A 19,710-nucleotide genomic window follows, 5' to 3' on the forward strand; every position below is an offset into this window, starting at 1 on the left:
CCGGGGAGCTGGCGGGGGGTTTGCGGCTTGTGGATCGACCGCGGCGGGGGCGAGAGGATTGTGGCGTCGGCGGCCGGTTGCGGGTACCCTTCCAACTGGCGTCCGACGCCCTTCTCACCGCCCCGATACGCAGGAGCCCGCACCGATGTTCGCCCTCCGTCGCTTCGCCCTCGTCCTGGCCTTGCTGCTGGTCGCCGCCCCCACTTTGGCGGCGGAGCAGGCCCACATGGTCTTCTTCAAGCTCAACGACTCGTCGCCGAAGAGCCGCACGCACTTCGCAGGGCTCTGCCACAAGTACTTGGCGAAGATCCCGGGCATCACCTACTTCTCGGTCGGCGCCCTGGCGGACGACCTCGACCGCGACGTGAACGACAAGGACTTCGACATCGCCCTGCACGTAGTGTTCAAGGACCGCGCGGCGCACGACGTCTACGCGACGCACCCGCAGCACCTCAAGCTCATCGAGGTTGGCAAGCCGCTGTGGTCGAAGGTGCGGGTGTTCGACTCCGACCTCATCGCCCCCGAGACAGCGGCCGCGGCATCAGAGGAAGCGGCGCCGGCCGAGGAGGCCGCAGCCGCTGGCGAGTAGCACGAGCGTCACGGTCGTTGGCTCGGGAACAGCAACGGCGCTGAAACGCGCGGCGAAGGCGTCGCGCCAGACGGTGTAGTCGGCGGCGTCGACTTTCCCATCGTGGTTGCCGTCGGCGGGTTGGTCGCCCGTCGCGCCGTAGCTCGAACGCCAGACGCCGTTGTCAACTAGGTTGACGAGGCCGTCGCCGTTGTAATCGCCCGGCAATGGCGGCAGCACACCGCTGAGGGTGATCGTCGCCTCGACGCGGATACTGTCGATGTTGCGGTTGCCGAAGATCGGGACATTAGCGGTACCGAGCACGATGTTCGTGAAGTCGGCGCGACCGAAGCCGCTGCTGTCCACATAGATAAGCACGTCGGCCATCGTGCCGGTGGACGCGTCGTTGAGCGACGCGTCGAGCAGGGTCGCCGGTAAGGTTGGGGCGCCGCCGGAGCCGGTGAGGTCGAACGACTGAGCAATCTGGTCGGTCACGTCCACCGTGACAATCGACAAAACGGTCGCCTCGACGCGGGTGATCTCGTAATCGTACGAGTAGCTCTCGAGCCCCAGGTCGATCGACGTCGGCGAGGTCCAGAACTTCGACGTCTGGCCGCGATTGATCGTCTCGTCGAGAGACCAGCTGACGGGGTTCAACGCGCCGGCAAGCGCGGGGAGCAGCATCGCCAAGCAAAACGCCGTGACACGCATGGGCATCGTCTTCGCATCCGAGGGGACAAGCGGCGCCCGTCCGCCCGGCGTGCGCCCGACGCCACGATACTCCAGCCGCCCGTAGCGAGCCAGCTTTAGCCCGGACCGCTCCGTGAATGGCTTTTTCCGGTAGCCGAAATTTCTCCGGTTTATCGCCAAACGGGTGTAATCCCCAGGCCCCGCCAGCCGCTATTAAAACCAGAAGAGGCCAAGCGGACGGAATCGGGAGGCGCCCTTCAGATTCGCTGCATGATCTTTGCCGGCGTGCCCTGCCTGCCCTTAGGGCGCCCCGCAACGAGGAGTCCCGGCTTCGCCCGTCGCATGACGCGCGGGCGGCCGGGCGTCTCGATCCTCACCGCTGTCCGGCAATCGCCCGGCGGGCCTTGGATCGTAGCCGACCGCAATGGTCGTGCGCCGCGGCGTGGGCTATCTTGACGCCCACAGCGAGGGCCAAGGGGCTCTCGCCGCCGCTTCTCTCGCCTGTGCAGGAACGCTTGATGGGGACCCCTCGCCTCGCCGACGAGCCTCGTCTCTCTGATGAGCAAGTCGCCGCCCTCCGCGCCGAACACTACAACGCCACGATCACGCACTTCAGCCTGGTGAACGACAACCTCGTGCGGTTGCGGGTGCGGCTCGATAGCGGCGAGCCGCTCGGCTACGAACCGGGGCAGTACACGACGCTCGGCATGGGCAACTGGGAGCCACGCCACGAGCGGGCCGACCCCGACGAGCACGACGACAAGACCATCCGCCGGCTCGCCAAGCGTGCGTACTCGGTGAGCTGCCGCCTGCTTGAAGACGACGGCAGCGTCGCCGCCGCGGGGCCCGAGCACGAGCCGGAGTTCTACGTCGCCCTGGTGACCCAAGCCCCGAAGGCGCCGCCCGCGCTGACGCCGCGGCTCTTCCTGGCGAAGGTCGGCGACCGGCTCGAGATGGGCCCGCGCCCCAAGGGTCACTTCGTACTGGGCGATCTCAAGCCGACGGACAACGTCGTCTTTGCCGCGACCGGCACGGGCGAGGCGCCCCACAACGCGATGCTCGCCAAGCTCCTCGCCGCCGGGCACCAGGGCCGCATCGCCAGCATCTGCTGCGTGCGCTACCGTGCGGACCTCGGCTACTTGGCCGAGCACCACCGCCTAATGGAAGCGTATCCGCAGTACCGCTACATCCCGCTGACGACGCGCGAAAAAGAGAACCGCAACACGGGCGACCCGGGCTACACGGGCGCCGTCTATGTGCAGGACCTGCTCGCCGGCCCGACCGCGTCGGCGCAGCTCGGCTTCGACCTCGATCCGGCCAACACGAAGGTCTATCTCTGCGGCAACCCCGCGATGATCGGCATCCCCCACAAAGAAGGCCACCCCGACGGCCGTTACCCCTCACCCCGCGGCGCGGTCGAGGTCTTAGAAGGCATGGGCTTCAAAGCCGACGAGCCGAAGTCACCGGGGAACGTGCACTTTGAGAAGTACTGGTGAACAGGGAATGACCAATCCCCAAATCCCAATGACCAAATGCCGGGGAGATTCACCACCACGGACACGACGAACACGAAGGGAGCTACCGCTCCGCTCTATCCAGCCACCTTCCTCTACCGTAAGAGTGAGCTAGGGGGTTTGCAGCGGATATCGTTCGTCGTGTTCTTCGTGCCCGTCGTGGTAAATATTATCTAGGCCCTTCGCTGCCCTAGTCGCTCCGAAGCTATGTGGCCCGCCTCACACTCGTTGGTCCTTGAGGCTTGGTCCTTGGTCATTTCGCAGACTGAGGCGCCCAATCGGCTGTCGGCTTGCTATCTTTAGCGGCTCGCACCCCTAGGCTTCCTCCCGAGGCGGCGATGAACAAAGTGGTTTGGGGCCTCGTGCTCCTCTTGATCGTGCTGCACCAAGACGTGTGGTTCTGGAACGACACGCGGCTCGTGCTGGGAATCGTCCCGATTACGCTGCTGTGGCACGTGGGCATCTCGCTCGGCGCCGGGTTCACTTGGTGGCTGGCGACAAGGTACTGCTGGCCCGCCGATCTTGAAGAGACGCCCCCACAAGAGACGCTGCAGGAGGCCAAGCCGTGACCCAGCTCTATGTCATCGCGGGCTACCTGGCCGTCTTGATCACGCTCGGCGCCTTCGCCAGCCGGCTGTCGCGCGGCACGAGCAAGGACTACTTGCTCGCCAGCCACTCGATCGGGCCGGTGCTGCTGCTGCTCTCCGTCTTCGGCACAACGATGACGGCGTTCGCTCTGGTGGGTTCGACCGGCGAGTCGTTCAGCCGCGGGGTCGGCGTCTACGGCATGCTCGCCTCGTCCAGCGGCATCATCCATTCGCTCTGCTTCTTCGTGCTGGGCGTCAAGCTCTGGCAGTTCGGCCACAAGTATGGCTATCGCACGCAGGTGCAGTTCTTCCGCGACCGACTGGAGAGCGATCGCATCGGGCTGGTGCTGTTTCCGGTGCTGGTGGCGCTGGTGATCCCGTATCTGCTGATCGGCGTGATGGCGAGCGGCATTTTCATCAACGTCGTCACCCAAGGCCGCGTCGTCGATGGCGAGGTGCAGGGCGCGACGTTTGCCGAGGGGACGTTCCCGGCGTTCTTCGAGGACGGCTCGCTCAACGCCGAGACCGGCGAGCGCGACGGCTTCGCCGGCGCCACGGGCTCGAAGGGCGGCCTGCCGCGGCACATCGCTTCACTAGTGATCTGCACCGTCGTGCTCGGCTACGTCTTCTTTGGCGGCATGCGCGGGACGGCGTGGGCCAACGGGTTCCAGACCTCGGTCTTCATGGTGCTGGGCGTTGTGATGTTCTACTTGCTGACGCAGCAGCTCGGCGGCGAGGACAGCTTTGTCGCCAATCTCAAGAAACTCAGCGCCAGCATCCCCGACATCAAGCGTATCCGCGAAGGGAACATCTCGCCCACGAAGTTCTTCACCTACATGCTCGTGCCGCTGTCGGTGGGGATGTTCCCGCACCTCTTCCAGCACTGGCTGACGGCGAAGCGGGCTTCGACGTTCAAGCTGTCGGTCGTGATGCACCCGATCTTCATCATGATCGTCTGGGCGCCGTGCGTTCTGATGGGGGCGTGGGCCGCGGGGGCGCTGGTGAACGTGCCGCCGCCGGTCGCCGCCGACCCCAACAAAGTGCTCGCCTTCATGGTCCGCAGCACCGGCAGCGACCTGCTCGCAGGGCTGCTAACGGCGGGCGTGCTGGCGGCGATCATGTCGAGCCTCGATAGCCAGTTCCTTTGCTTGGGAACGATGTTCACGACCGACGTCGCCCAGCACTACGCGGGCAAGGACCGCTTCACCGACACGCAGGTGACGTGGATCGCCCGGGCGTTCATCGTCGCGATCGTCGCGGTGACGTACACGCTGAGTCTCTTCGAGCCCGGCGCCGTCTTCGCCTTGGGCGTATGGTGCTTCAGCGGCTTTGCGAGCCTGTTCCCGCTCTGCTTCGCCGCCCTCTACTGGCGGGGCCTCACTAAGTGGGGCGCCTACGCCAGCGTGCTGACGACGATCGCCGTGTGGTTCTACCTACTCGACGCGTCGGACTACGCCCGGGACGAGGCCTACGCGATCCCCGTCCCCCTCGGCGGCGCGACGTACGAGGTGATGCCCGTCGTGCCGATGTTCCTGGCGTCGACCTTCGCCCTGGTAGTGGTGTCGTTGCTGACGCCCAAGCCTTCGGAAGCGACTTTGGCGAAGTTCTTCCCCGTGAAGAATTGAATCACAAAGGCACGAAGGACACGAAGGACAACAACCACGATGAAGTCCATCGATGGATTCTGGCTCGTTGTTGATGAATACTTGGCATGCTGGAACGGTAGCTCCCTTCGTGTCCTTCGTGCCTTCGTGGTTCCCTACTTATGCGGATTGCCTACCTAGCCGCCGGCGCCGCAGGGATGTATTGCGGGAGTTGTTTGCACGACAACACGCTCGCCAACGCGCTGCGGGCGAAGGGCGAGGACGTGTTTCTCGTGCCGACCTACACGCCGCTGCGGACCGACGAGCCGAGCGCGCCGGTTGATCGCGTTTTCTTTGGCGGGGTGAACTCGTACCTCAAGCAGGTGTCGCCCTGGTTCCGCCGCGCGCCGCGGTGGCTGGAGAACCTTGTCGATAGCCAGTGGTTCCTCAAGTTCGCCACCAGCGGCGCGGGAAGCGTTGATCCGGCGAAGCTCGGAGCGCTCACGGTTTCGATGCTCCGGGGCGAGGAAGGGAACCAAGCCCGGCAACTCGATCAGCTCGTCGATTGGCTCGTCGATGAAGCGAAGCCCGACGTGGTGCACCTGTCGAACTCGATGCTGCTGGGGATGGCCCGACGAATCGCCCTGCGCTGCGGGCCGCCTGTGGTTTGTGCGTTGAGTGGTGAGGACCTGTTCCTCGAAGGGCTGACGGCGCCGCACTACGAAGAAGCCCGGGCGCTGCTACGGCAGCGGGCGGCGGAGGTCGCGGGGTTCACGGCGCTCAATGGGTACTACGCCGACTTCATGGCGGGGTACTTGGGGGTGGAGCGGGATAAGGTGCATGTGGTGCCGCATGGGTTGGATTTGGCGGGCGTGGTAGGGCGCGTTTACCGGGACGAACCCCCGGTCGATGACCGGGGGCTAAGTGCGGTGGGTGACGCGGATAGAGCACCGCTTCGTGTGGGGTACTTCGCGCGGGTTTGTCGGGAGAAGGGCTTGCACTTGCTGGTCGAGGCTTGCGAGCGGTTGGCGGAGCGGCGGCCCGATTTAGCGTTTGAGCTGCATGCCGGCGGCTACCTGGGCGCGGGGGATCGGAATTACCTTATCGACCTGCGGAAGAAGTCGGAGTTCGGGGCGCTCGCGGGGCGGTTCCGCTATCACGGCGAGCTCGATCGGGCCCAGAAGTACGCCCTGCTGGCGTCGCTGGACGTGTTCAGCACGCCGACGGTCTACGCCGAAGCCAAGGGGCTGCCGGCCCTGGAGGCGATGGCGGTGGGCGTGCCGGTGGTGCTGCCGGAGCACGGGTCGTTTCCGGAGATGGTCGCCACGACCGGCGGGGGCCTCCTCCACCGGCCACATGACCCAGAAGGCCTCTCAGAGGCTCTAGAACGGCTCCTGAGCGACCCTTCGGCGCGACGGGCCTTCGGACAGGCCGGAGCCGCAGCGGTGCGTGAGCGGTTCCATGCGGGCCGTATGGCGGACGAGACTTTGGCGGTGTATCGGGGGCTGGTGGGGAGCCGATAGAGGGTTAGAGGGGGAGCGTCTTGGCGAGGCTCCGCTGGCTTCCGCCCGCGGCTTCGACCCAACCAGATGGCTCTTCTTCCGTGGTTCGCAGCCGTAGCCGGCAGCCCGCGGCGACCCACCAAGCTGGTCCCCGCCCCAAAAACGCCCGCCCTGCCGCCCTTGTGCCCCCCGTCGATGCCGCTAAGATATGGGGCTCGACCGCTCCGGGAGCGGCCTTATGCGTCCATCCTGCACCCGCTAGTTACTGTTATGGCCTTCGGCAAAAAGCGTATCCGCCGCGCCCCCACCAAGCGTCGCAACAAGGTCAAGACGGTCCGCCAGGACCCGCTGTACGTCGATGGCGTGAAGCCGACGCCGATGTACGTGGACTATAAGGACATCGAGCTGCTCACCAAGCTTACCAACCGCCACGGCCGCATCGTCAGCCGTCGCAAGAGCGGCTGCCACGCCTCGAGCCAGCACGCGGTCGCCACGGCGATCAAGCGGGCTCGCTTCATGGCGCTGATGCCCTACATTGCCGACTGATTATCGGGCCGACTAATTGTCGGATAGTTGATTCAAGCAACTTTGGCCGTCGCTGGCGATGTTCAGCGGCGGCCAGTTGCATTTCTTGTGCAGGATTTTGAGCTATGCCCGCCCCCTTCCGCACACGCCGGATGGTCGAGTTCTCCGACACCGACATGGCGGGCATCATGCACTTCTCGGCCTTCTTCCGTTTTATGGAAAGCGCCGAGCACGCCCTGCTGCGGAGCCTGGGTCTCTCAGTCTTCGGCATCAATGACCCCGACGGCGGCGACGCCAAGATCAGCTTCCCGCGCGTCAGCGCCCGTTGCGACTTCCACAGCCCGGCGCGCTGCGAGGACGAGGTCGATATCGACGTGGTGGTCCAGAAGCTCGGCACGACGAGCGTCACCTACGGCTTTCACCTCTCCCGCAATGGCGAAGAGCTGGCCGTCGGCGAGATGACGAGCGTCTGCTGCCGCCTCCACGACGGCGCCAAGCCCCAACCGATCCCGATCCCCGCCGACATCGTCGCCCTCCTGCGCCGGTACGCTCAGTGAGGCGTTGGTTAGGAAAGGAGATAGGGGGATGTTGGTGATAGGGGGGATCGCGGAGCGATTCTCAACGTCCTGCGTAGGGTCCATCCTTCACCCGCAGTCACTTGCTCTCTGTTCTGAAGAGATTTGCGCGGGCAGCCGCTATGCGGCTGGCGCCTAATCTCCAAATAGCCAAGCGCGACGCAAGATGCGTTTGATTCTGATCAGCGAACGGCTCCGCCGTCCGCTTGCGATCCCCCCTATCACCAACATCCCCCCTATCTCCTTCCCTGCAAGCGACGCCAAAATAGAGGCATGCCTGATCTCGTCGTTCATCACCTCTCGAAAAGTTACCCCACGCCGGCGGAGCCGCTGGTGGTGCTGGATGGGGTTGAGTTGGAGTTGAGCCGGGGTGAGAGCCTGGCCGTCGTCGGACCGAGCGGTTCGGGGAAGAGCACACTGCTGGCGATTCTGGGAGCGCTCGATGAGCCCACGTCCGGGTCGGTGCAGATCGGCGGGGTCGATCCGTTTTCGCTTAGCGAACGCCAGCAGGCCCGGTTCAGAGCAAAGTCGATCGGCTTCGTCTTCCAGGACCACTACCTGCTGCCGCAGTGCACGGTGCTGGAGAATGTCCTCGCCCCGCTGTTGTCGGACGGCAAGGCGACCAGCGAAGACGCCGACCGGGCCGCCGAACTGCTGCGTCGCGTCGGGCTCGGTGAGCGGCTTACGCATCGGCCGGCCCAGCTCTCCGGCGGCGAGCGGCAACGGGCGGCGATCGCCCGGGCCTTGGTTCGCGACCCGCTGCTGCTGCTCGCCGACGAGCCAACGGGCGCCCTCGACGGCCGCAACGCCGACGCGGTCGCCGACGTTTTGCTCTCGATTCAGAGCGAGCGAGAAGGCATGCTAATCGCCGCCACCCATAGCCCCGAGTTCGCCGCCCGCATGGGCCGCACGGCACGCCTGTGCGAAGGACAGCTACTGTCTTAACGGAAAGCTGCTGGCCGACGGGAAGCAACCGGGGCCGGCGTGACGAATCTCACTCGTAGAAACCCGATCCGCGACAACTTCCTTAAAAATGGATGTCGATCAACTCGCCGTGGCTCTGCTGACCGACAAGCCCTCCCGCCGGGTGGCCGCCGCCGAAGAACTGGCGACGCTCGGCCCCGACGCCTCGCCCGCCGCGCTGGCGCTGGTGACCGCCTGTGGCAACCCCGCGCTGGTGGACCTCTGCATCGGGACGTTGGAAGAGCTAGGCCCGCCCCCGGTTGAGCAATTGCCCGAGCTCGCCAAGTTGGTGGCGTCGCCCGACGAGAACGTGGCGTACTGGGCGGCGACGATGCTCGGCCGGTCGGGCGAAGCCGCCACGCCGTTTCTCGCGCCGCTCGAGGAAACCGCGAAGAACGACGACGCCCTCAATGAGGTTCGCGAGCGCGCGGTGTGGGCGATCGGCAAACTCGGCGCCGACGCGAAGCCCGCCGAGGGGACGCTCCGTGCAATCGCCGAATCGGGACCCACGCCGCGCATCAAGCGACTCGCCTCAACCGCGCTGGCGAACCTGGGCGGCTAGCCCAAGCGACGGTTGGGCGCCGCGAACCTAGCCTTTTGGGTTCAACCTTTCGCAACAATCAAGCGAGCGACGCTTTGGCGAAGGGGCACTTCGGCGCGGCGGGATCTTCTTCGGGGAGCGGCGACGGCTGCGTGCTCAGCGGCAGGCGGATCGTGAAGCTGGCCCCCCCTTCGGGACGGTTCTCGACGGCCAAGACGCCGCCGTGCAGTTTTACGATGATGTCGCGGGCGATCGATAGGCCCTGACCGGTTCCCTTGCCGACCCCCTTGGTCGTGAAGAAGGGGTCGAAGATCTTCGCCAAGACCTCGTCGGGAACGCCCGGACCGGAATCCTCCACGACGAGATTCACGGTCTCCGCGTCGGCCCAGGTGCGGATCGTGATCTTGCCTGGCTCGGCCTCGCTGCCGTTGGCCTCGCCGATCGCGTCGGCGGCGTTGACGATCAGGTTCAAGAGCGCTTGGTTCAACTCGGCGACGTACACGTCGCAGGCAGGGAGGTCTTCGTCGAGTTGCAACTCGAGGTCCGCGACGCCCTTCCAGCGGTTTCGCGTAATTGTCACCGCGCTCTGCACACAGGTATTGACCGAACCGATCGACTTCAACTTCTCGCCGGGGTGCGAGAACTCCTTCATCGCCTTGACGATCTCGCTGACGCGGGCAATGCCGACGACGTTGTCGTTGATCGCATCCTGGATCGTAGAGGCGATCTTCTCGAGCTTCTCCGGCTGGGTCGCCGTGCCTCCGGCCGCGGCCTCGGCAAGCAATGGGAACGCCTCGCCGAGATACTGTGTGTTGGCGTTGATGAACTGCAACGGCGTGTTGATCTCGTGAGCGATGCCCGCGGCGAGGCGACCGATCGACTCAAGCTTCTCCGCCTGAGCCAGCCGGTTCTGTAGATCACGGCGTTCCGAAACGTCACGGAGAAAGCCCGTGTAGGCACGGCGGCCGTCCCACTCCATCACAGCGACCGACAACTCGATCGGGAAGAAGTCCATGTCGCCGCGGCGGGCGACCAGTTCGCGCGTTTGGCCGATGACGCTGCTGGCGCCGGTCTGCTCGTACTTGGCGATGTATTCGTGGTGGTGCTCACGGTCGTAGGAGCCCATCAACGTCGTCACCTCCGAGCCGATGAGCGAGCCGGGTTCGAGGCCGAACATCCGATGCGCGGAGGGGTTGGCCGAAAGGATCTTGCCCTGCCGGTCGATAACGACGATGCCGTCGGCGGCGGTCTGCAAGATCGCGTCGTTGAACCGTAGCGACTCGCGGAGCGACCGTGCGGTTTCCTCGGCCTTGACGTTCTTGGACTCAATCGCCCCACTGCGCGTCACCATCGCGTCGTAGGACTGGCGGATGGACTGGACCGCCGGCTCGAACACGAGCACCGCCACGAACGCCGTCAAGATCAGCGACGCGATGAGCAGTCCGATTCCGACACCGCTGTGCAGCTCGGTTCGGTTTACCGTCTCTGCGACGAACTGCCGCCCGACTTCTTCGACAAGCAGCAGGTAGTCGGCGTCGGCAGCCTCGGCTTCCGAGAGCGCTTTCTGCGGATCGACTTTGGCAAGACGCGCGAAGGCGGCGTCGAGCCGCATCAGCAGGGAGTCACGCTGGGCGGTGCTGTCGATGAGCGACGTTGCTAGTTGTGACTTTAGGCGCTCGTGACCTTGCACGAGCTCGTCGCGCACCCGCGTGTACTCCAAGCCAGAGGGCGTAGTGTCCGGTTGCAACGTTGCCGCCGGCATTGCGTCGATCGCGGAAGCCAAGCGTTGGCATTGCGTCACTTGGCCCAGCACCGTCTGGAAGATCATCGCGTCGCGGTTGCAAGCGTGCAGCGCCCATTCGAGCGAAGCAACCGAAGCGATGGAGAGACACACAATCGCCACCTTGCCGAGCAAGTAACGGCGACGGAGCGACGATGCGGGATCGAGGGCGTGGGGTAACATCGTGTTCGATTCGGCGTAACGACCGGCGGCATTCTTAGGGGAAGCAATGCCTAAACTTAGGTCGCGTAGCGATCCCCGCGTTAGAAGTCCAGCCTTCGGCGCGGAGCCTCTAACAGCAACGCGCTAGCGACGTGATTCCCGCAGTCGCGTGCGCTAGATGGTCGCTATCCACACAGCGAAATCCCTACTTCCGCGCCGTTCGCAAATCGGCCCTATCGGGAAACCGAAGGTGGTTTCCCACAGCGAAGACCGACTATAGGTCCAAACAATGAGACCTTAGGTGTAACGCACCCCTTGGTGCTCCGGCTCGAAGAACGCCGGGAGCAAAGAATCGACTCGCAACAAGCCCGCCCGGGTGAGGTGGATCGCGTCGTCGTCGAATGTCACGAGGCCGTCCCCCTCGTAGCGGGACCAGACGTCGGCCCACTCGTCGCGGATAGCGACGCCGAACTTCTCTTGGAAGTACGACGGCGCGATATGGCCTTTCTTCAGTTGCAGCACCATCTCACGCACCAGCGCCTGGTGCGGCGTAATCCGCAGCGCGCGGCCGAGCGGAAGCTGGCCCGCCTCGAGCGCGCCGAGGTACTGCTCCCACTCGGGGTGGTTCTGGTAGTGGACGCCCGATGCGTGGCCGAAGCTGGCGATGCCAGTGGCCAAGAGGTCGCTTCCGCGCCAGAGATTGTCGCGGTAGCTGAACTTCGTGCCTGGCTTCACCATCGTGTAAGCGCTCGACTGCTCGTAGCCGGCGTCGAGCAGCTGGTCGAAAGCCCAATCGAGCCAGTCGCGCTTCTGCTGCCACGGCGCGATCGGCGACTCTTCGCCGGCGAGCACGCCTTTGGAGATCACCGTGTTGAACGGCAGCTCCATCTGGTAGATCGTGACGCTCCCGGGGTTCATGTCGATCGCCCGGCGGACGGCGGCCTGCCACTTCTCGGTGGTGTCTCCCGCCATGCCGCTGATGAGGTCGATGTTGACACTGTCGAAGCCGGCGGCCTCGATCCAGGGCCAGGCACGGTCGATCTCCATCGATTCGTGCGCGCGGCCGTTGTCGCGGAGGATCTTGTCGTCGTAGTGCTCGACGCCCAGCGACAACCGCGTCACGCCAATCTCCTTGAGCGTGCCGACCTTCGCCTCGCTGAGCGTGCCGGGCTCGCACTCGAAGGTGACTTCCTCGGCGAGCGACCAGTCGATGTTCTCACGCAGACGATCGACGAGGCGTGTGAGCTGACGGCTCGACAAGAACGAGGGCGTCCCGCCGCCGAAGTAAACAAACCGGAACGGACGCCCCCCCATGACGGGCTGCTTGCTCACCAGCTCGATCTCTTTGGAGAGCGCGGCGAGATAACGCTCGACCTCCGCGGCGTTCTTGTCGGTGAAGACCTTGAAGTAACAGAACTTGCACCGCTTGCGACAGAACGGCAGGTGCAAGTAGAGCCCTAACGGCGTGTCAGCTAAAGGCGGCGACCCCAGCGCAGCCACCGCGTCCTCTACCGCCTCTTTCGACCACTGCGAGAAAGGAGGGTAGTTGCTGATGAAGTAGGAGCCGACTTCGGTCTTGGTCGCTTCGGACATGATTCGCCGCCGATTAAGTTAGCCGCAGATTGGCGCGGATGGGCGCGGATGATTATTGGTGATGATTGCGGGAGCGGATGACTCGCTTTACTTGGACTCTTGAGGTTCCGAAATTGATCACAAGGGCGAGCTCGTATCCTGTTGCCTTGAGATAGTTGAGGCTTTGGGCAAGGTGGGCGTCGGTTAGCCCGCTCGCGTGCTTAAGTTCGAGCACCAGACGATTCTCTACCAGTAGGTCGATCTGATAATCTCCAACGATAACGCCACGATAGAGAACCTTGACGGGCTTTTGCTGTTCGACAACTAACCCAGCCTCCCGCAATTCTATAGCAAGAGCGTTCTCATAAACCCGCTCAAGAAAGCCCACTCCCAACTCATTCGATACTTTGAATGCGGCGCCAATAACGGTCTCGGTAACTTCCTCAAGGGGCCATCTGCTTTCATCAGCGCTCATCTGCGGCTACTCCTTCTTGCCACCGAGGGCGTAGAGTCGGCCGTCGGTGTTGGGCATGAGGACCACGCCGTCCGCGGCAGCGGGGGAGGCGATGAATGCGCCGCCGAAGTCTTCTTCCCACACCGGGTCGCCCTTCACCGGATGCAGCAGCATCGCTTGACCGCGCGAGGTGGCGACAAGCGCCTTGCCGTCGCCGAGTAGTAGCGGCGAGGCGTCCACGCCGCTGCGGGTGCGCCAGTTCCAGAGCATGTCGCCGCTGTCGGGGTGGAGAGCGAAGACCACCTTGCTTTGGTTGACATAGACCACCGCGTCCTTCGTCACTGCGGCGGCGGTGCGGATGCCCTGCCGCGAACGCTGGTCGCGGTAGGTCCACTTCACAACGGGCTTGGCCGGGTCCGCGGCATCGACGGCGAGGAACGCGCCGGCTTCGGTGCCGAAAAAGGCCACGCTGCCCACCACCGCGGCCGTGTTGCCAGTGGGGTCGCCGATGTCGCAAGCGCCGGTCTCGTTACCCGTCTGGAGATCGAGCGTGTGCAACTTCCCATCACAGCCGGCGAGCAAGGCGTTCCCGCCGACGACCGTTGGCGTACACCGCAGCGGCGCGTCGATTGTGAAGCTCCACTTCTCCTTGCCCGTCGCCGCGTCGAGCACGTGGAGCGTGCCCGCCTCGGTGGGGACGAGCACCAGCGACTCGCCGCTAGCGAGCTTATGCACCAGCGGTCCGCCGTACATCTCCGACTCGGCGTCGAACGACCAGCGCTCGGCGCCGTCGGCGGTCGCGAGGCAAGCGACCACGCCGTTCATGTCGGGCACGTACAGCGCCTCGCCGTCCACCGCCGCCGGCGACGTGTATCCGTTCTCGCTCGCCACCCGCTTCCAAACCAGCGACCCGTCCGCGACACGAACCGCATGCATCGTCCCATCGAAATCGCCGAAGTAGGCCATGCCGTCGGCGACGACCGGCGTCGCTTCGAGCGAGGTCTCGCCCGCCTCGTAGGTCCACACGACCTGCGGCTCATCCGGCAATGACACGTCCGTGGCGCCAGTCGATTCGGCCCCGCCCCGAGCGAAGGGCCAATCGGCGTTGGCAACACTTCCTAAGAACAGAAAAGCAACGATCACGCAAAGGCGCGAAGGCGCAAAGGTTCTTACTTTCAGTTCCTTTGCGCCTTCGCGCCTTTGCGTGAGACTTCTAGAAGGCCGCTTCGTAAAGACGTTGGAAGTCATCTTCGCCCATTTCAACGGGGTTGAACGTACCCGTCCATTGACGGGCCGCGTCGGCCGCGAGTTGGGGGAGCGCTTCGCGGGCGACGCCGAGTTCTGCGATTCTACCCGCTAGGCCAAAGCGATGTCGCAAGGAGTCGAGGTGGTCGGCGAGCTGGCTAACGGGATTGCCGACCGGCTCGCCGGTTGCTGCGACCAATTCGGCGTAGGCCTGGGCGACTTCAGGGAGCCTCCCGTTGTGACGCACCACGTGCGGCAGCATCAGGCCCACGGCTTCTCCGTGCGGCAGGCCGAAAGCAGCGGTTAGCGGGTTGGCGGCGGCGTGGGCGCTGCCGAGCATCGAGGTCTCGATCGCGAGGCCCGCTATGCATGCGCCGAGCTGCACGTCGCCGCGACATTCCCTATTGTTAGGTTCGTCGATGAGCCGCTCTAGCCCCGTCGAAAGTAGCCGCCAGGCCGTGCGGCTGAAGTTGAGGGACATCTCGTTGCGTTTCTTCGTGACGAGCGTTTCGACGGCGTGGCTCAGCGCGTCGATGCCCGTCAGAGCCGTGACCCGTGGCGGCTGCGTCAGTGTTAGCTCGGGGTCGAGCACGGCGATACGGAACGCGGCACGCTTGTCGCCGCACGCCATTTTGACGTGGGTCTCGGCGTCGCTGATGAGGGCGAACGACTGGGCTTCGCTGCCGGTGCCGGCGGTCGTCGGCACAGCGATCATCGGCAGCATCGGCCCCGTGGCCTTGCCGACGCCCCAGTAGTCCTGCATCCGCCCGCCACACGAGTAGACGAAGTTGATCCCCTTGCAGCAGTCCATGCTGCTGCCGCCACCGACGGCGATGATCGCGTCGGGCCGATAGTCGCGCGCGACCTCGGCGCCGCGATCGACATTGTCGGTTGTGGGGTTCTCCTGCACGCCATCGAAGACGAGCGTCTCAACGCCCGCGGCATTCAGCAACTCAACACAACGTCCCGTGTGCCCTACCTGGATGATACCCGGATCCGACACCACCATCGCCCGCTTGACACCAAGCTCCGCCGTCAATGTGCCCAGCTCCGCCACTCGGCCGGGGCCGAAGACGATGCGAGTTGGGCAGTGGAAATCGAAGGGCTTCATGGAGGAACCACAGATGGACACAGATAAACACGGATAGGACAACATCTGTGTCCATTCGTGTTCATCTGTGGTTACTTATCAATTTGCTACCTGGAGAGCGCGGCTGCGGTAGAGGAACTCGATCAAGTTGCCCTCATGCGGTTGCAACCAATCCACCTGCGGCGTCGGAATTGGGCCGAGGTTCAGTCGGTCGATGTCGATCGAGTTGATTAACTCGCGGCGGAAGGATTCGTCGTTCGTGATCGCCGAGCAGATCAGCGTTGGGCCCATCGCGGCGAGCATCTTGTCTTGCGGGCACTCGACGACGTTCACCATCGGGAACATCTGCTCTTTGTTGCGGGTCTCGCTCTCGTGCGATGCGTGGTGCAGCACGACCGGGCGGAGGTAGGCGACCGGCGGGCGTTCAACGAGCCGGTCGCCGTATTGCTCGGTGACGTGCGTGACGCCGGGGGCTTTGGCGTCGTTTTCTATCGATCCCCAGATCGACTTGGCGGCGCCTTGGATCGTGAACGCGGCGAGGCCCGCCTGCGGGTCGTCGGGCGGGAGCACTTCGATCGGGCCGAGCTTCGCGGCGATCGCCTCGGCGATCGCCTTGGTGTGGCGCGACGCGTAAATGCTGCTGGCGTTGAGGCAACTGCGACCGCCGTTGCGGTAGACGCTGTCCGCCATCAGATCGACGTACTTCTCCCAATCATCGACGCAGTCGTCGCCGAAGATCACCTTCGAGTAGCCGGGGCCGTGGACCTGCACCTTCTCGTTGCCGGCGTACTGGGCAACGGTCTGCGGCCCGCCGAAGATCATCGCGCGGCGACAGCTCGACAGGATCGCTCCGCCGATGTCGGCGCCAGCGCCGTTGTAGAGGCAGAAGGCTTCGGGCGGGATGCCCGCCTCGGTCATCGCGGCGAAGACCCGGTACGGTGTCCATGGCTCGCTCGAACCGGGCTTCAGCACCAGGCCCATCTGCAGCGCGATCACCGGCAGCCACAGCGTGTGAACGCCGGGCGAGTTCGACGGCAACACGGCGCCGAGCGCGTCACACTCTGCCTGATAGCTCACGGTGACGCCCCGGTTCTCCTCGCCGTAGCCGCGAGCGAGGATGTCGAGCGACAGTCCGCGCGTCAGGCAGTCGAGGATGCGGTCGATGTTCTTCATCACGAACGCGTTCTTGCCGACGTTCGCCTGGCACATCGCGATCGGCATGCCCGTGGTCGCCGACTGAGTGCGGACGAAGTCCTGCGGCGATTGCTTTGTGTCGCCGATGGTGAGCGTTCCTGACTCGAACAGCTCGCCCGCCTTCTTGAGCCGATTCACCAACTGTGCCGGCGGAATGGCTTGCAGTGCCCGCCGCGCGTTCTTCGCCTTCTTCCCGTCGCGCTGGATGATGCCGCCGCCGACGCAATGCACGCGTGCGACCGGCTCGCCCGTGTAGAAGTGCTTGACCTCGTCCACCTCGAGCGACTCGTAGGGCTCGCCCCAGCGGATGGATTTCAGTTCGATCATTCTTAAACCACTATTGTTTGCTTCTTAATCAAGATTGTACGTCTAACGAATCCTGAAACGCTTGGAGCCAAGCGCGTGCTTCTTGGTCTATCAGTTGGATTTGCGCCAGACCCAATTCATCAACCAATTCGCACACTTGAGCCTCATTTCGAAAGTCGCCGACAGGTCCGCAGTAGAGTGGCGATTTTTCTTTGTTGCGGAATTCGGTCGAGTAACCGTTTCCTTTGAAGCTGAAGGCGATGTGAAACCAGAAGTACGCCTTGCTGGGATCCCTGAGTGGCCCTGGTTCAGCATACAATTCCGCTAGAGATTCTTGGGCTTCTTGCTCTCCGCTGATTGCCCAGGATTCCAATTCCTCCATGGCTTTACGCCTAGACTCTGAAGAGGGTTTGTCCGCATCAAGCCCATACTTTTCGAAGATGTGGCTTACGTCGCATACAGAGACCGCGGCAATTGCTCTTGAGCCAGCTGCCTTATTGCTGGGAGGCGGATACTTCGACAAATACCCGAGACGCTGCAACCACGCACCGATCCCCCCTCTCATTGATCTTGCTCCAAACTTTGCCCCCACGAGTTCAATACACACCCACGGTTGTCCCGCCCGCCAAGCGGCTGAACGGCCGGACTCCGCTGATGCCGTCCCAGGGGTACATGGCGTGGGGCGGTTCGCGTTCGCCCTCGTCGCGTTCGAGGAAGCCGGGGACGAAGAACTCTTTGGTGAGCGTTGTCAGCTTCGAGCGGCCCGTTTCGCCGTAGCCGACGACCTCGTCGGTCTTGTCGAAGTCGACGACCTCGAGCACCGCGCGCGGTTCGGGGGCGTGGTAGGTGATTTTGTAGCCGTTGGCTTTCGTGACGGGCTCGCTGCACGCCAGGCCCATCAGCGTGTTGCCGTAGGTGGGCGTCATGTAGACGCCGCTCTCCTCGGGCGGGCCACCGAAGAGCTCTTCGACGCAGAACTTCGTCCACTGCGGCGTGAACTCGGTGCCGCCGGAGAAGATGCCGGTGACGCCCGCCTCGGCGAGGCTCGTGCCGCGCTCTTCGAGTTCGAGGCAGAGGGCTTCGATCAGCTTCGGCGTGCCGAACATGCACCGGACGTCGTGCCCGGCGGTGAGGATCGTGATCGCCTGATCGATACAGTGCTTCTTGTAGTCGTTGGCGTGGTCGATCTGGCCTTTCTTGAGGCATTTGACGACCCAGCGCGGGTCGAGGTCGATACAGAAGCAGATGCCCCCGCGGTGCTGGGCGAGGTGCTCGACCGCCAGCCGCAACCGACGCGGACCGCTCGGTCCGAGCATCAGCCAGTTGCTCCCCGGCGGGAAGTACTTGTCGGGGAGCGTGTCGCTGAAGTTCGAATAGTCGGTCCTAAAATCATCGATCGCAATGCGGCTCTTGGGGATGCCCGTCGTGCCGCCGGTCTCGAAGACATAGATCGGTTTGTCCGCGTAGGCCTGGGGGACCCATCGCCGCACGGGCCCGCCGCGGAGCCATTCGTCCTCGAAGTCAGGGAACTTCTTGATGTCCTCGAAGCACTTCACCTCGGTGAGCGGATCAAACTTCAGCTCCTTCTTTTTTTCCAGCCAGAAGGGACACCCCGTCGATTCGTGGAAATGCCACTGCACGATCTCGACCGCATGGGCGTCGAGGGCGGCGCGGGCCTGGGCGACGGCGTCGTCCGAAGGCAGATCATCCGAAGAAACGGCGGGAGCGGCGGACATAGCGCACTACAGCGGGGCCAAAACGAACGAACAGACGTTCGCACGATAGAAGAGAGGCCCCCGGCCGGCAACCGACCGGGCAGACCGGGCGCGAGCCGTCATACCGAGTTCGAAGCCAGAAAGGGCTTCGTGCGAGCCGGGAGACGTGAGTCCCCGGAGGAACTCGGCCATTGACCTATTTGAAACGGCGTTTCACTCCGGGGGCTGACGCCACCCGGCTCGCATGGAATCGGCTTTTGAAACTCAGACCGAACCTTAGTCCTCTTGCTCTTCGTCGGCGGGGGCTGGTTGGCAGCCGCCGAGTTGGGCTAGCGCCTGGATGACGCCGTTGAGGTGGGCCAACCGCGGGCCGTAGCGATCGACGAACTCCGTCAGCAGGAAGTCGCCGTAGGCCATTTCCGAGCCGTTGTCTTTGACGTCTTCGGTAAGGCGGTCGAGGTAATCGACCTGCACCTCGCTAAGGACCTCGGCCGCTTCGCGGCAGTTCTCGGCGAGTTGCGGGTTGGCGTCGCGCCAGCGCTGCATCTCTTCCTGGCGGCGGCGCTGCTGAGAGGTGAGCGCGCCCACCAGCTCTTCTAGCAACTCGTTGGTGCGGTCCTGGGCGGCGAGAACGTCCCGCAGCAACTCCGTTTGCTCGTCTTGGGCGGTCACGTGGGTCGGGCGTTGGGCGCCGGTCGTCACGTCGAGCTGCGAAAAGAGGTGCGGCAACAGGCTTTTTTCGCTCATCAAACGGCGACGGCTACTAGAGGAAAGCGCGGCCGGCAGTGCGGCGGGGCTTGATTGGCTGGCTAGCGAGGCTGGCGACCCCCTGCGATGGGGGCCGGGCGCCGCCGTCGGCGCCTCGGGAGGCAGCGACAGCGATCCAGCCAGTCTACCGAGGCCCGTCGGGCCGATCCAGCATCCGGCGCGACGACTTGAGGTCATTCAAGAGCTTTTCTTGCCGCCAAACCAGCGGCGGCGCCGCTGGCGCCGATAGAACGGGTCGCAACGAAAACGCGGACGCCTAAAGCGGGTCGGTCCCGCGTCCCGATCTCTTTATCGGAGGGACGACGCCGCCACCGTGCTAGCGGGGCGTCCCTGCTGTGCCTGCTCCCGTGCCTGCCACCTCCGACGAGACTCCCGA

Annotated in this window: 19 protein-coding genes; 9 read left to right on the top strand and 10 right to left on the bottom strand. The window is 64.3% G+C overall.

What is annotated here, in order from left to right; genetic code table 11:
* Positions 1 to 145 precede the first annotated feature (145 nt).
* Positions 146 to 589 (top strand): Dabb family protein, encoded by a 444-nt coding sequence (locus Spa11_RS19465; protein ID WP_145115701.1) that lies wholly within the window; start codon positions 146 to 148, stop codon positions 587 to 589.
* Here Spa11_RS19465 and Spa11_RS19470 read toward each other — a convergent pair.
* Entirely contained in the window at positions 542 to 1,285 is a 744-nt protein-coding gene (locus Spa11_RS19470) for a PEP-CTERM sorting domain-containing protein (RefSeq protein WP_145115705.1), read from the bottom strand. The genes Spa11_RS19465 and Spa11_RS19470 overlap by 48 nt on opposite strands.
* Before the next feature lie 491 nt (positions 1,286 to 1,776).
* On the opposite strand from Spa11_RS19470, the gene Spa11_RS19475 reads away from it, so the two are divergent.
* From Spa11_RS19475 to Spa11_RS19510, 8 genes are all read left to right on the top strand, one after another.
* On the top strand, positions 1,777 to 2,754 hold the full coding sequence (locus Spa11_RS19475) for a ferredoxin--NADP reductase (RefSeq protein WP_145115708.1): 978 nt from the start codon (positions 1,777 to 1,779) through the stop codon (positions 2,752 to 2,754).
* Between the two features lie 356 nt (positions 2,755 to 3,110).
* The gene (locus Spa11_RS19480; RefSeq protein ID WP_145115712.1) at positions 3,111 to 3,341 is read left to right on the top strand and encodes a DUF3311 domain-containing protein; all 231 of its coding nucleotides are present in this window, start codon (positions 3,111 to 3,113) and stop codon (positions 3,339 to 3,341) included.
* Positions 3,338 to 4,984 carry a sodium:solute symporter family protein gene (locus tag Spa11_RS19485; RefSeq protein WP_145115716.1) on the top strand — a complete coding sequence of 549 codons (1,647 nt, stop codon included), beginning with the start codon at positions 3,338 to 3,340 and terminating at the stop codon, positions 4,982 to 4,984. The genes Spa11_RS19480 and Spa11_RS19485 overlap by 4 nt, the downstream gene beginning before the upstream one ends.
* A gap of 140 nt (positions 4,985 to 5,124) precedes the next feature.
* Positions 5,125 to 6,465 carry a glycosyltransferase family 4 protein gene (locus Spa11_RS19490; protein ID WP_145115720.1) on the top strand — a complete coding sequence of 447 codons (1,341 nt, stop codon included), beginning with the start codon at positions 5,125 to 5,127 and terminating at the stop codon, positions 6,463 to 6,465.
* 249 nt (positions 6,466 to 6,714) lie between these two features.
* Positions 6,715 to 6,990 carry a 30S ribosomal protein S18 gene (gene rpsR / locus Spa11_RS23340; RefSeq protein ID WP_231933044.1) on the top strand — a complete coding sequence of 92 codons (276 nt, stop codon included), beginning with the start codon at positions 6,715 to 6,717 and terminating at the stop codon, positions 6,988 to 6,990.
* Between the two features lie 104 nt (positions 6,991 to 7,094).
* Complete coding sequence (locus tag Spa11_RS19500) at positions 7,095 to 7,526, top strand: acyl-CoA thioesterase (protein WP_145115724.1); 432 nt, start codon at positions 7,095 to 7,097, stop codon at positions 7,524 to 7,526.
* 291 nt (positions 7,527 to 7,817) lie between these two features.
* Complete coding sequence (locus Spa11_RS19505) at positions 7,818 to 8,489, top strand: ABC transporter ATP-binding protein (protein WP_145115727.1); 672 nt, start codon at positions 7,818 to 7,820, stop codon at positions 8,487 to 8,489.
* Positions 8,490 to 8,577: 88 nt separating this feature from the next.
* Positions 8,578 to 9,069 (top strand): HEAT repeat domain-containing protein, encoded by a 492-nt coding sequence (locus Spa11_RS19510; protein WP_145115731.1) that lies wholly within the window; start codon positions 8,578 to 8,580, stop codon positions 9,067 to 9,069.
* Positions 9,070 to 9,127: 58 nt separating this feature from the next.
* Here Spa11_RS19510 and Spa11_RS19515 read toward each other — a convergent pair whose 3' ends face one another.
* From Spa11_RS19515 to Spa11_RS19555, 9 genes are all read right to left on the bottom strand, one after another.
* A complete protein-coding gene (locus tag Spa11_RS19515) occupies positions 9,128 to 11,011 on the bottom strand; it encodes a two-component system sensor histidine kinase NtrB (RefSeq protein ID WP_145115736.1) in 1,884 nt (627 codons plus the stop codon).
* 276 nt (positions 11,012 to 11,287) lie between these two features.
* Positions 11,288 to 12,583 (bottom strand): coproporphyrinogen-III oxidase family protein, encoded by a 1,296-nt coding sequence (locus Spa11_RS19520; protein ID WP_145115740.1) that lies wholly within the window; start codon positions 12,581 to 12,583, stop codon positions 11,288 to 11,290.
* A gap of 52 nt (positions 12,584 to 12,635) precedes the next feature.
* Entirely contained in the window at positions 12,636 to 13,037 is a 402-nt protein-coding gene (locus Spa11_RS19525) for a GxxExxY protein (RefSeq protein WP_145115743.1), read from the bottom strand.
* Between the two features lie 6 nt (positions 13,038 to 13,043).
* Positions 13,044 to 14,159 carry an outer membrane protein assembly factor BamB family protein gene (locus tag Spa11_RS19530; protein WP_197529526.1) on the bottom strand — a complete coding sequence of 372 codons (1,116 nt, stop codon included), beginning with the start codon at positions 14,157 to 14,159 and terminating at the stop codon, positions 13,044 to 13,046.
* Positions 14,160 to 14,229: 70 nt separating this feature from the next.
* Positions 14,230 to 15,372 (bottom strand): iron-containing alcohol dehydrogenase family protein, encoded by a 1,143-nt coding sequence (locus tag Spa11_RS19535; RefSeq protein WP_145115752.1) that lies wholly within the window; start codon positions 15,370 to 15,372, stop codon positions 14,230 to 14,232.
* 78 nt (positions 15,373 to 15,450) lie between these two features.
* Positions 15,451 to 16,872, bottom strand: a complete 1,422-nt coding sequence (locus Spa11_RS19540; RefSeq protein WP_145115755.1) for an aldehyde dehydrogenase family protein — start codon at positions 16,870 to 16,872, stop codon at positions 15,451 to 15,453.
* Positions 16,873 to 16,900: 28 nt separating this feature from the next.
* Positions 16,901 to 17,458, bottom strand: coding sequence for a hypothetical protein (locus tag Spa11_RS19545; protein ID WP_145115758.1), 558 nt, complete (start codon positions 17,456 to 17,458; stop codon positions 16,901 to 16,903).
* The gene (locus tag Spa11_RS19550) at positions 17,448 to 18,587 is read right to left on the bottom strand and encodes a phenylacetate--CoA ligase family protein (RefSeq protein WP_145115761.1); all 1,140 of its coding nucleotides are present in this window, start codon (positions 18,585 to 18,587) and stop codon (positions 17,448 to 17,450) included. The genes Spa11_RS19545 and Spa11_RS19550 overlap by 11 nt, the downstream gene beginning before the upstream one ends.
* 255 nt (positions 18,588 to 18,842) lie before the next feature.
* Positions 18,843 to 19,313: a hypothetical protein gene (locus Spa11_RS19555; protein ID WP_231933045.1), complete on the bottom strand. Its 471-nt coding sequence runs from the start codon at positions 19,311 to 19,313 to the stop codon at positions 18,843 to 18,845.
* Positions 19,314 to 19,710 lie beyond the last annotated feature (397 nt).

The organism is Botrimarina mediterranea (assembly GCF_007753265.1).
GTDB classification, from domain to species: domain Bacteria; phylum Planctomycetota; class Planctomycetia; order Pirellulales; family Lacipirellulaceae; genus Botrimarina; species Botrimarina mediterranea.

Bases quoted from the DNA above. Each gene is read 5' to 3' on its own strand.
- Spa11_RS19465 (WP_145115701.1), top strand. From the start codon at position 146: ATGTTCGCCCTCCGTCGCTTCGCCCTCGTCCTGGCCTTGCTGCTGGTC.
- Spa11_RS19470 (WP_145115705.1), bottom strand. From the start codon at position 1,285: ATGCCCATGCGTGTCACGGCGTTTTGCTTGGCGATGCTGCTCCCCGCG.
- Spa11_RS19475 (WP_145115708.1), top strand. From the start codon at position 1,777: ATGGGGACCCCTCGCCTCGCCGACGAGCCTCGTCTCTCTGATGAGCAA.
- Spa11_RS19480 (WP_145115712.1), top strand. From the start codon at position 3,111: ATGAACAAAGTGGTTTGGGGCCTCGTGCTCCTCTTGATCGTGCTGCAC.
- Spa11_RS19490 (WP_145115720.1), top strand. From the start codon at position 5,125: ATGCGGATTGCCTACCTAGCCGCCGGCGCCGCAGGGATGTATTGCGGG.
- rpsR (WP_231933044.1), top strand. From the start codon at position 6,715: ATGGCCTTCGGCAAAAAGCGTATCCGCCGCGCCCCCACCAAGCGTCGC.
- Spa11_RS19500 (WP_145115724.1), top strand. From the start codon at position 7,095: ATGCCCGCCCCCTTCCGCACACGCCGGATGGTCGAGTTCTCCGACACC.
- Spa11_RS19505 (WP_145115727.1), top strand. From the start codon at position 7,818: ATGCCTGATCTCGTCGTTCATCACCTCTCGAAAAGTTACCCCACGCCG.
- Spa11_RS19510 (WP_145115731.1), top strand. From the start codon at position 8,578: ATGGATGTCGATCAACTCGCCGTGGCTCTGCTGACCGACAAGCCCTCC.
- Spa11_RS19515 (WP_145115736.1), bottom strand. From the start codon at position 11,011: ATGTTACCCCACGCCCTCGATCCCGCATCGTCGCTCCGTCGCCGTTAC.
- Spa11_RS19520 (WP_145115740.1), bottom strand. From the start codon at position 12,583: ATGTCCGAAGCGACCAAGACCGAAGTCGGCTCCTACTTCATCAGCAAC.
- Spa11_RS19525 (WP_145115743.1), bottom strand. From the start codon at position 13,037: ATGAGCGCTGATGAAAGCAGATGGCCCCTTGAGGAAGTTACCGAGACC.
- Spa11_RS19535 (WP_145115752.1), bottom strand. From the start codon at position 15,372: ATGAAGCCCTTCGATTTCCACTGCCCAACTCGCATCGTCTTCGGCCCC.
- Spa11_RS19540 (WP_145115755.1), bottom strand. From the start codon at position 16,872: ATGATCGAACTGAAATCCATCCGCTGGGGCGAGCCCTACGAGTCGCTC.
- Spa11_RS19550 (WP_145115761.1), bottom strand. From the start codon at position 18,587: ATGTCCGCCGCTCCCGCCGTTTCTTCGGATGATCTGCCTTCGGACGAC.
- Spa11_RS19555 (WP_231933045.1), bottom strand. From the start codon at position 19,313: ATGAGCGAAAAAAGCCTGTTGCCGCACCTCTTTTCGCAGCTCGACGTG.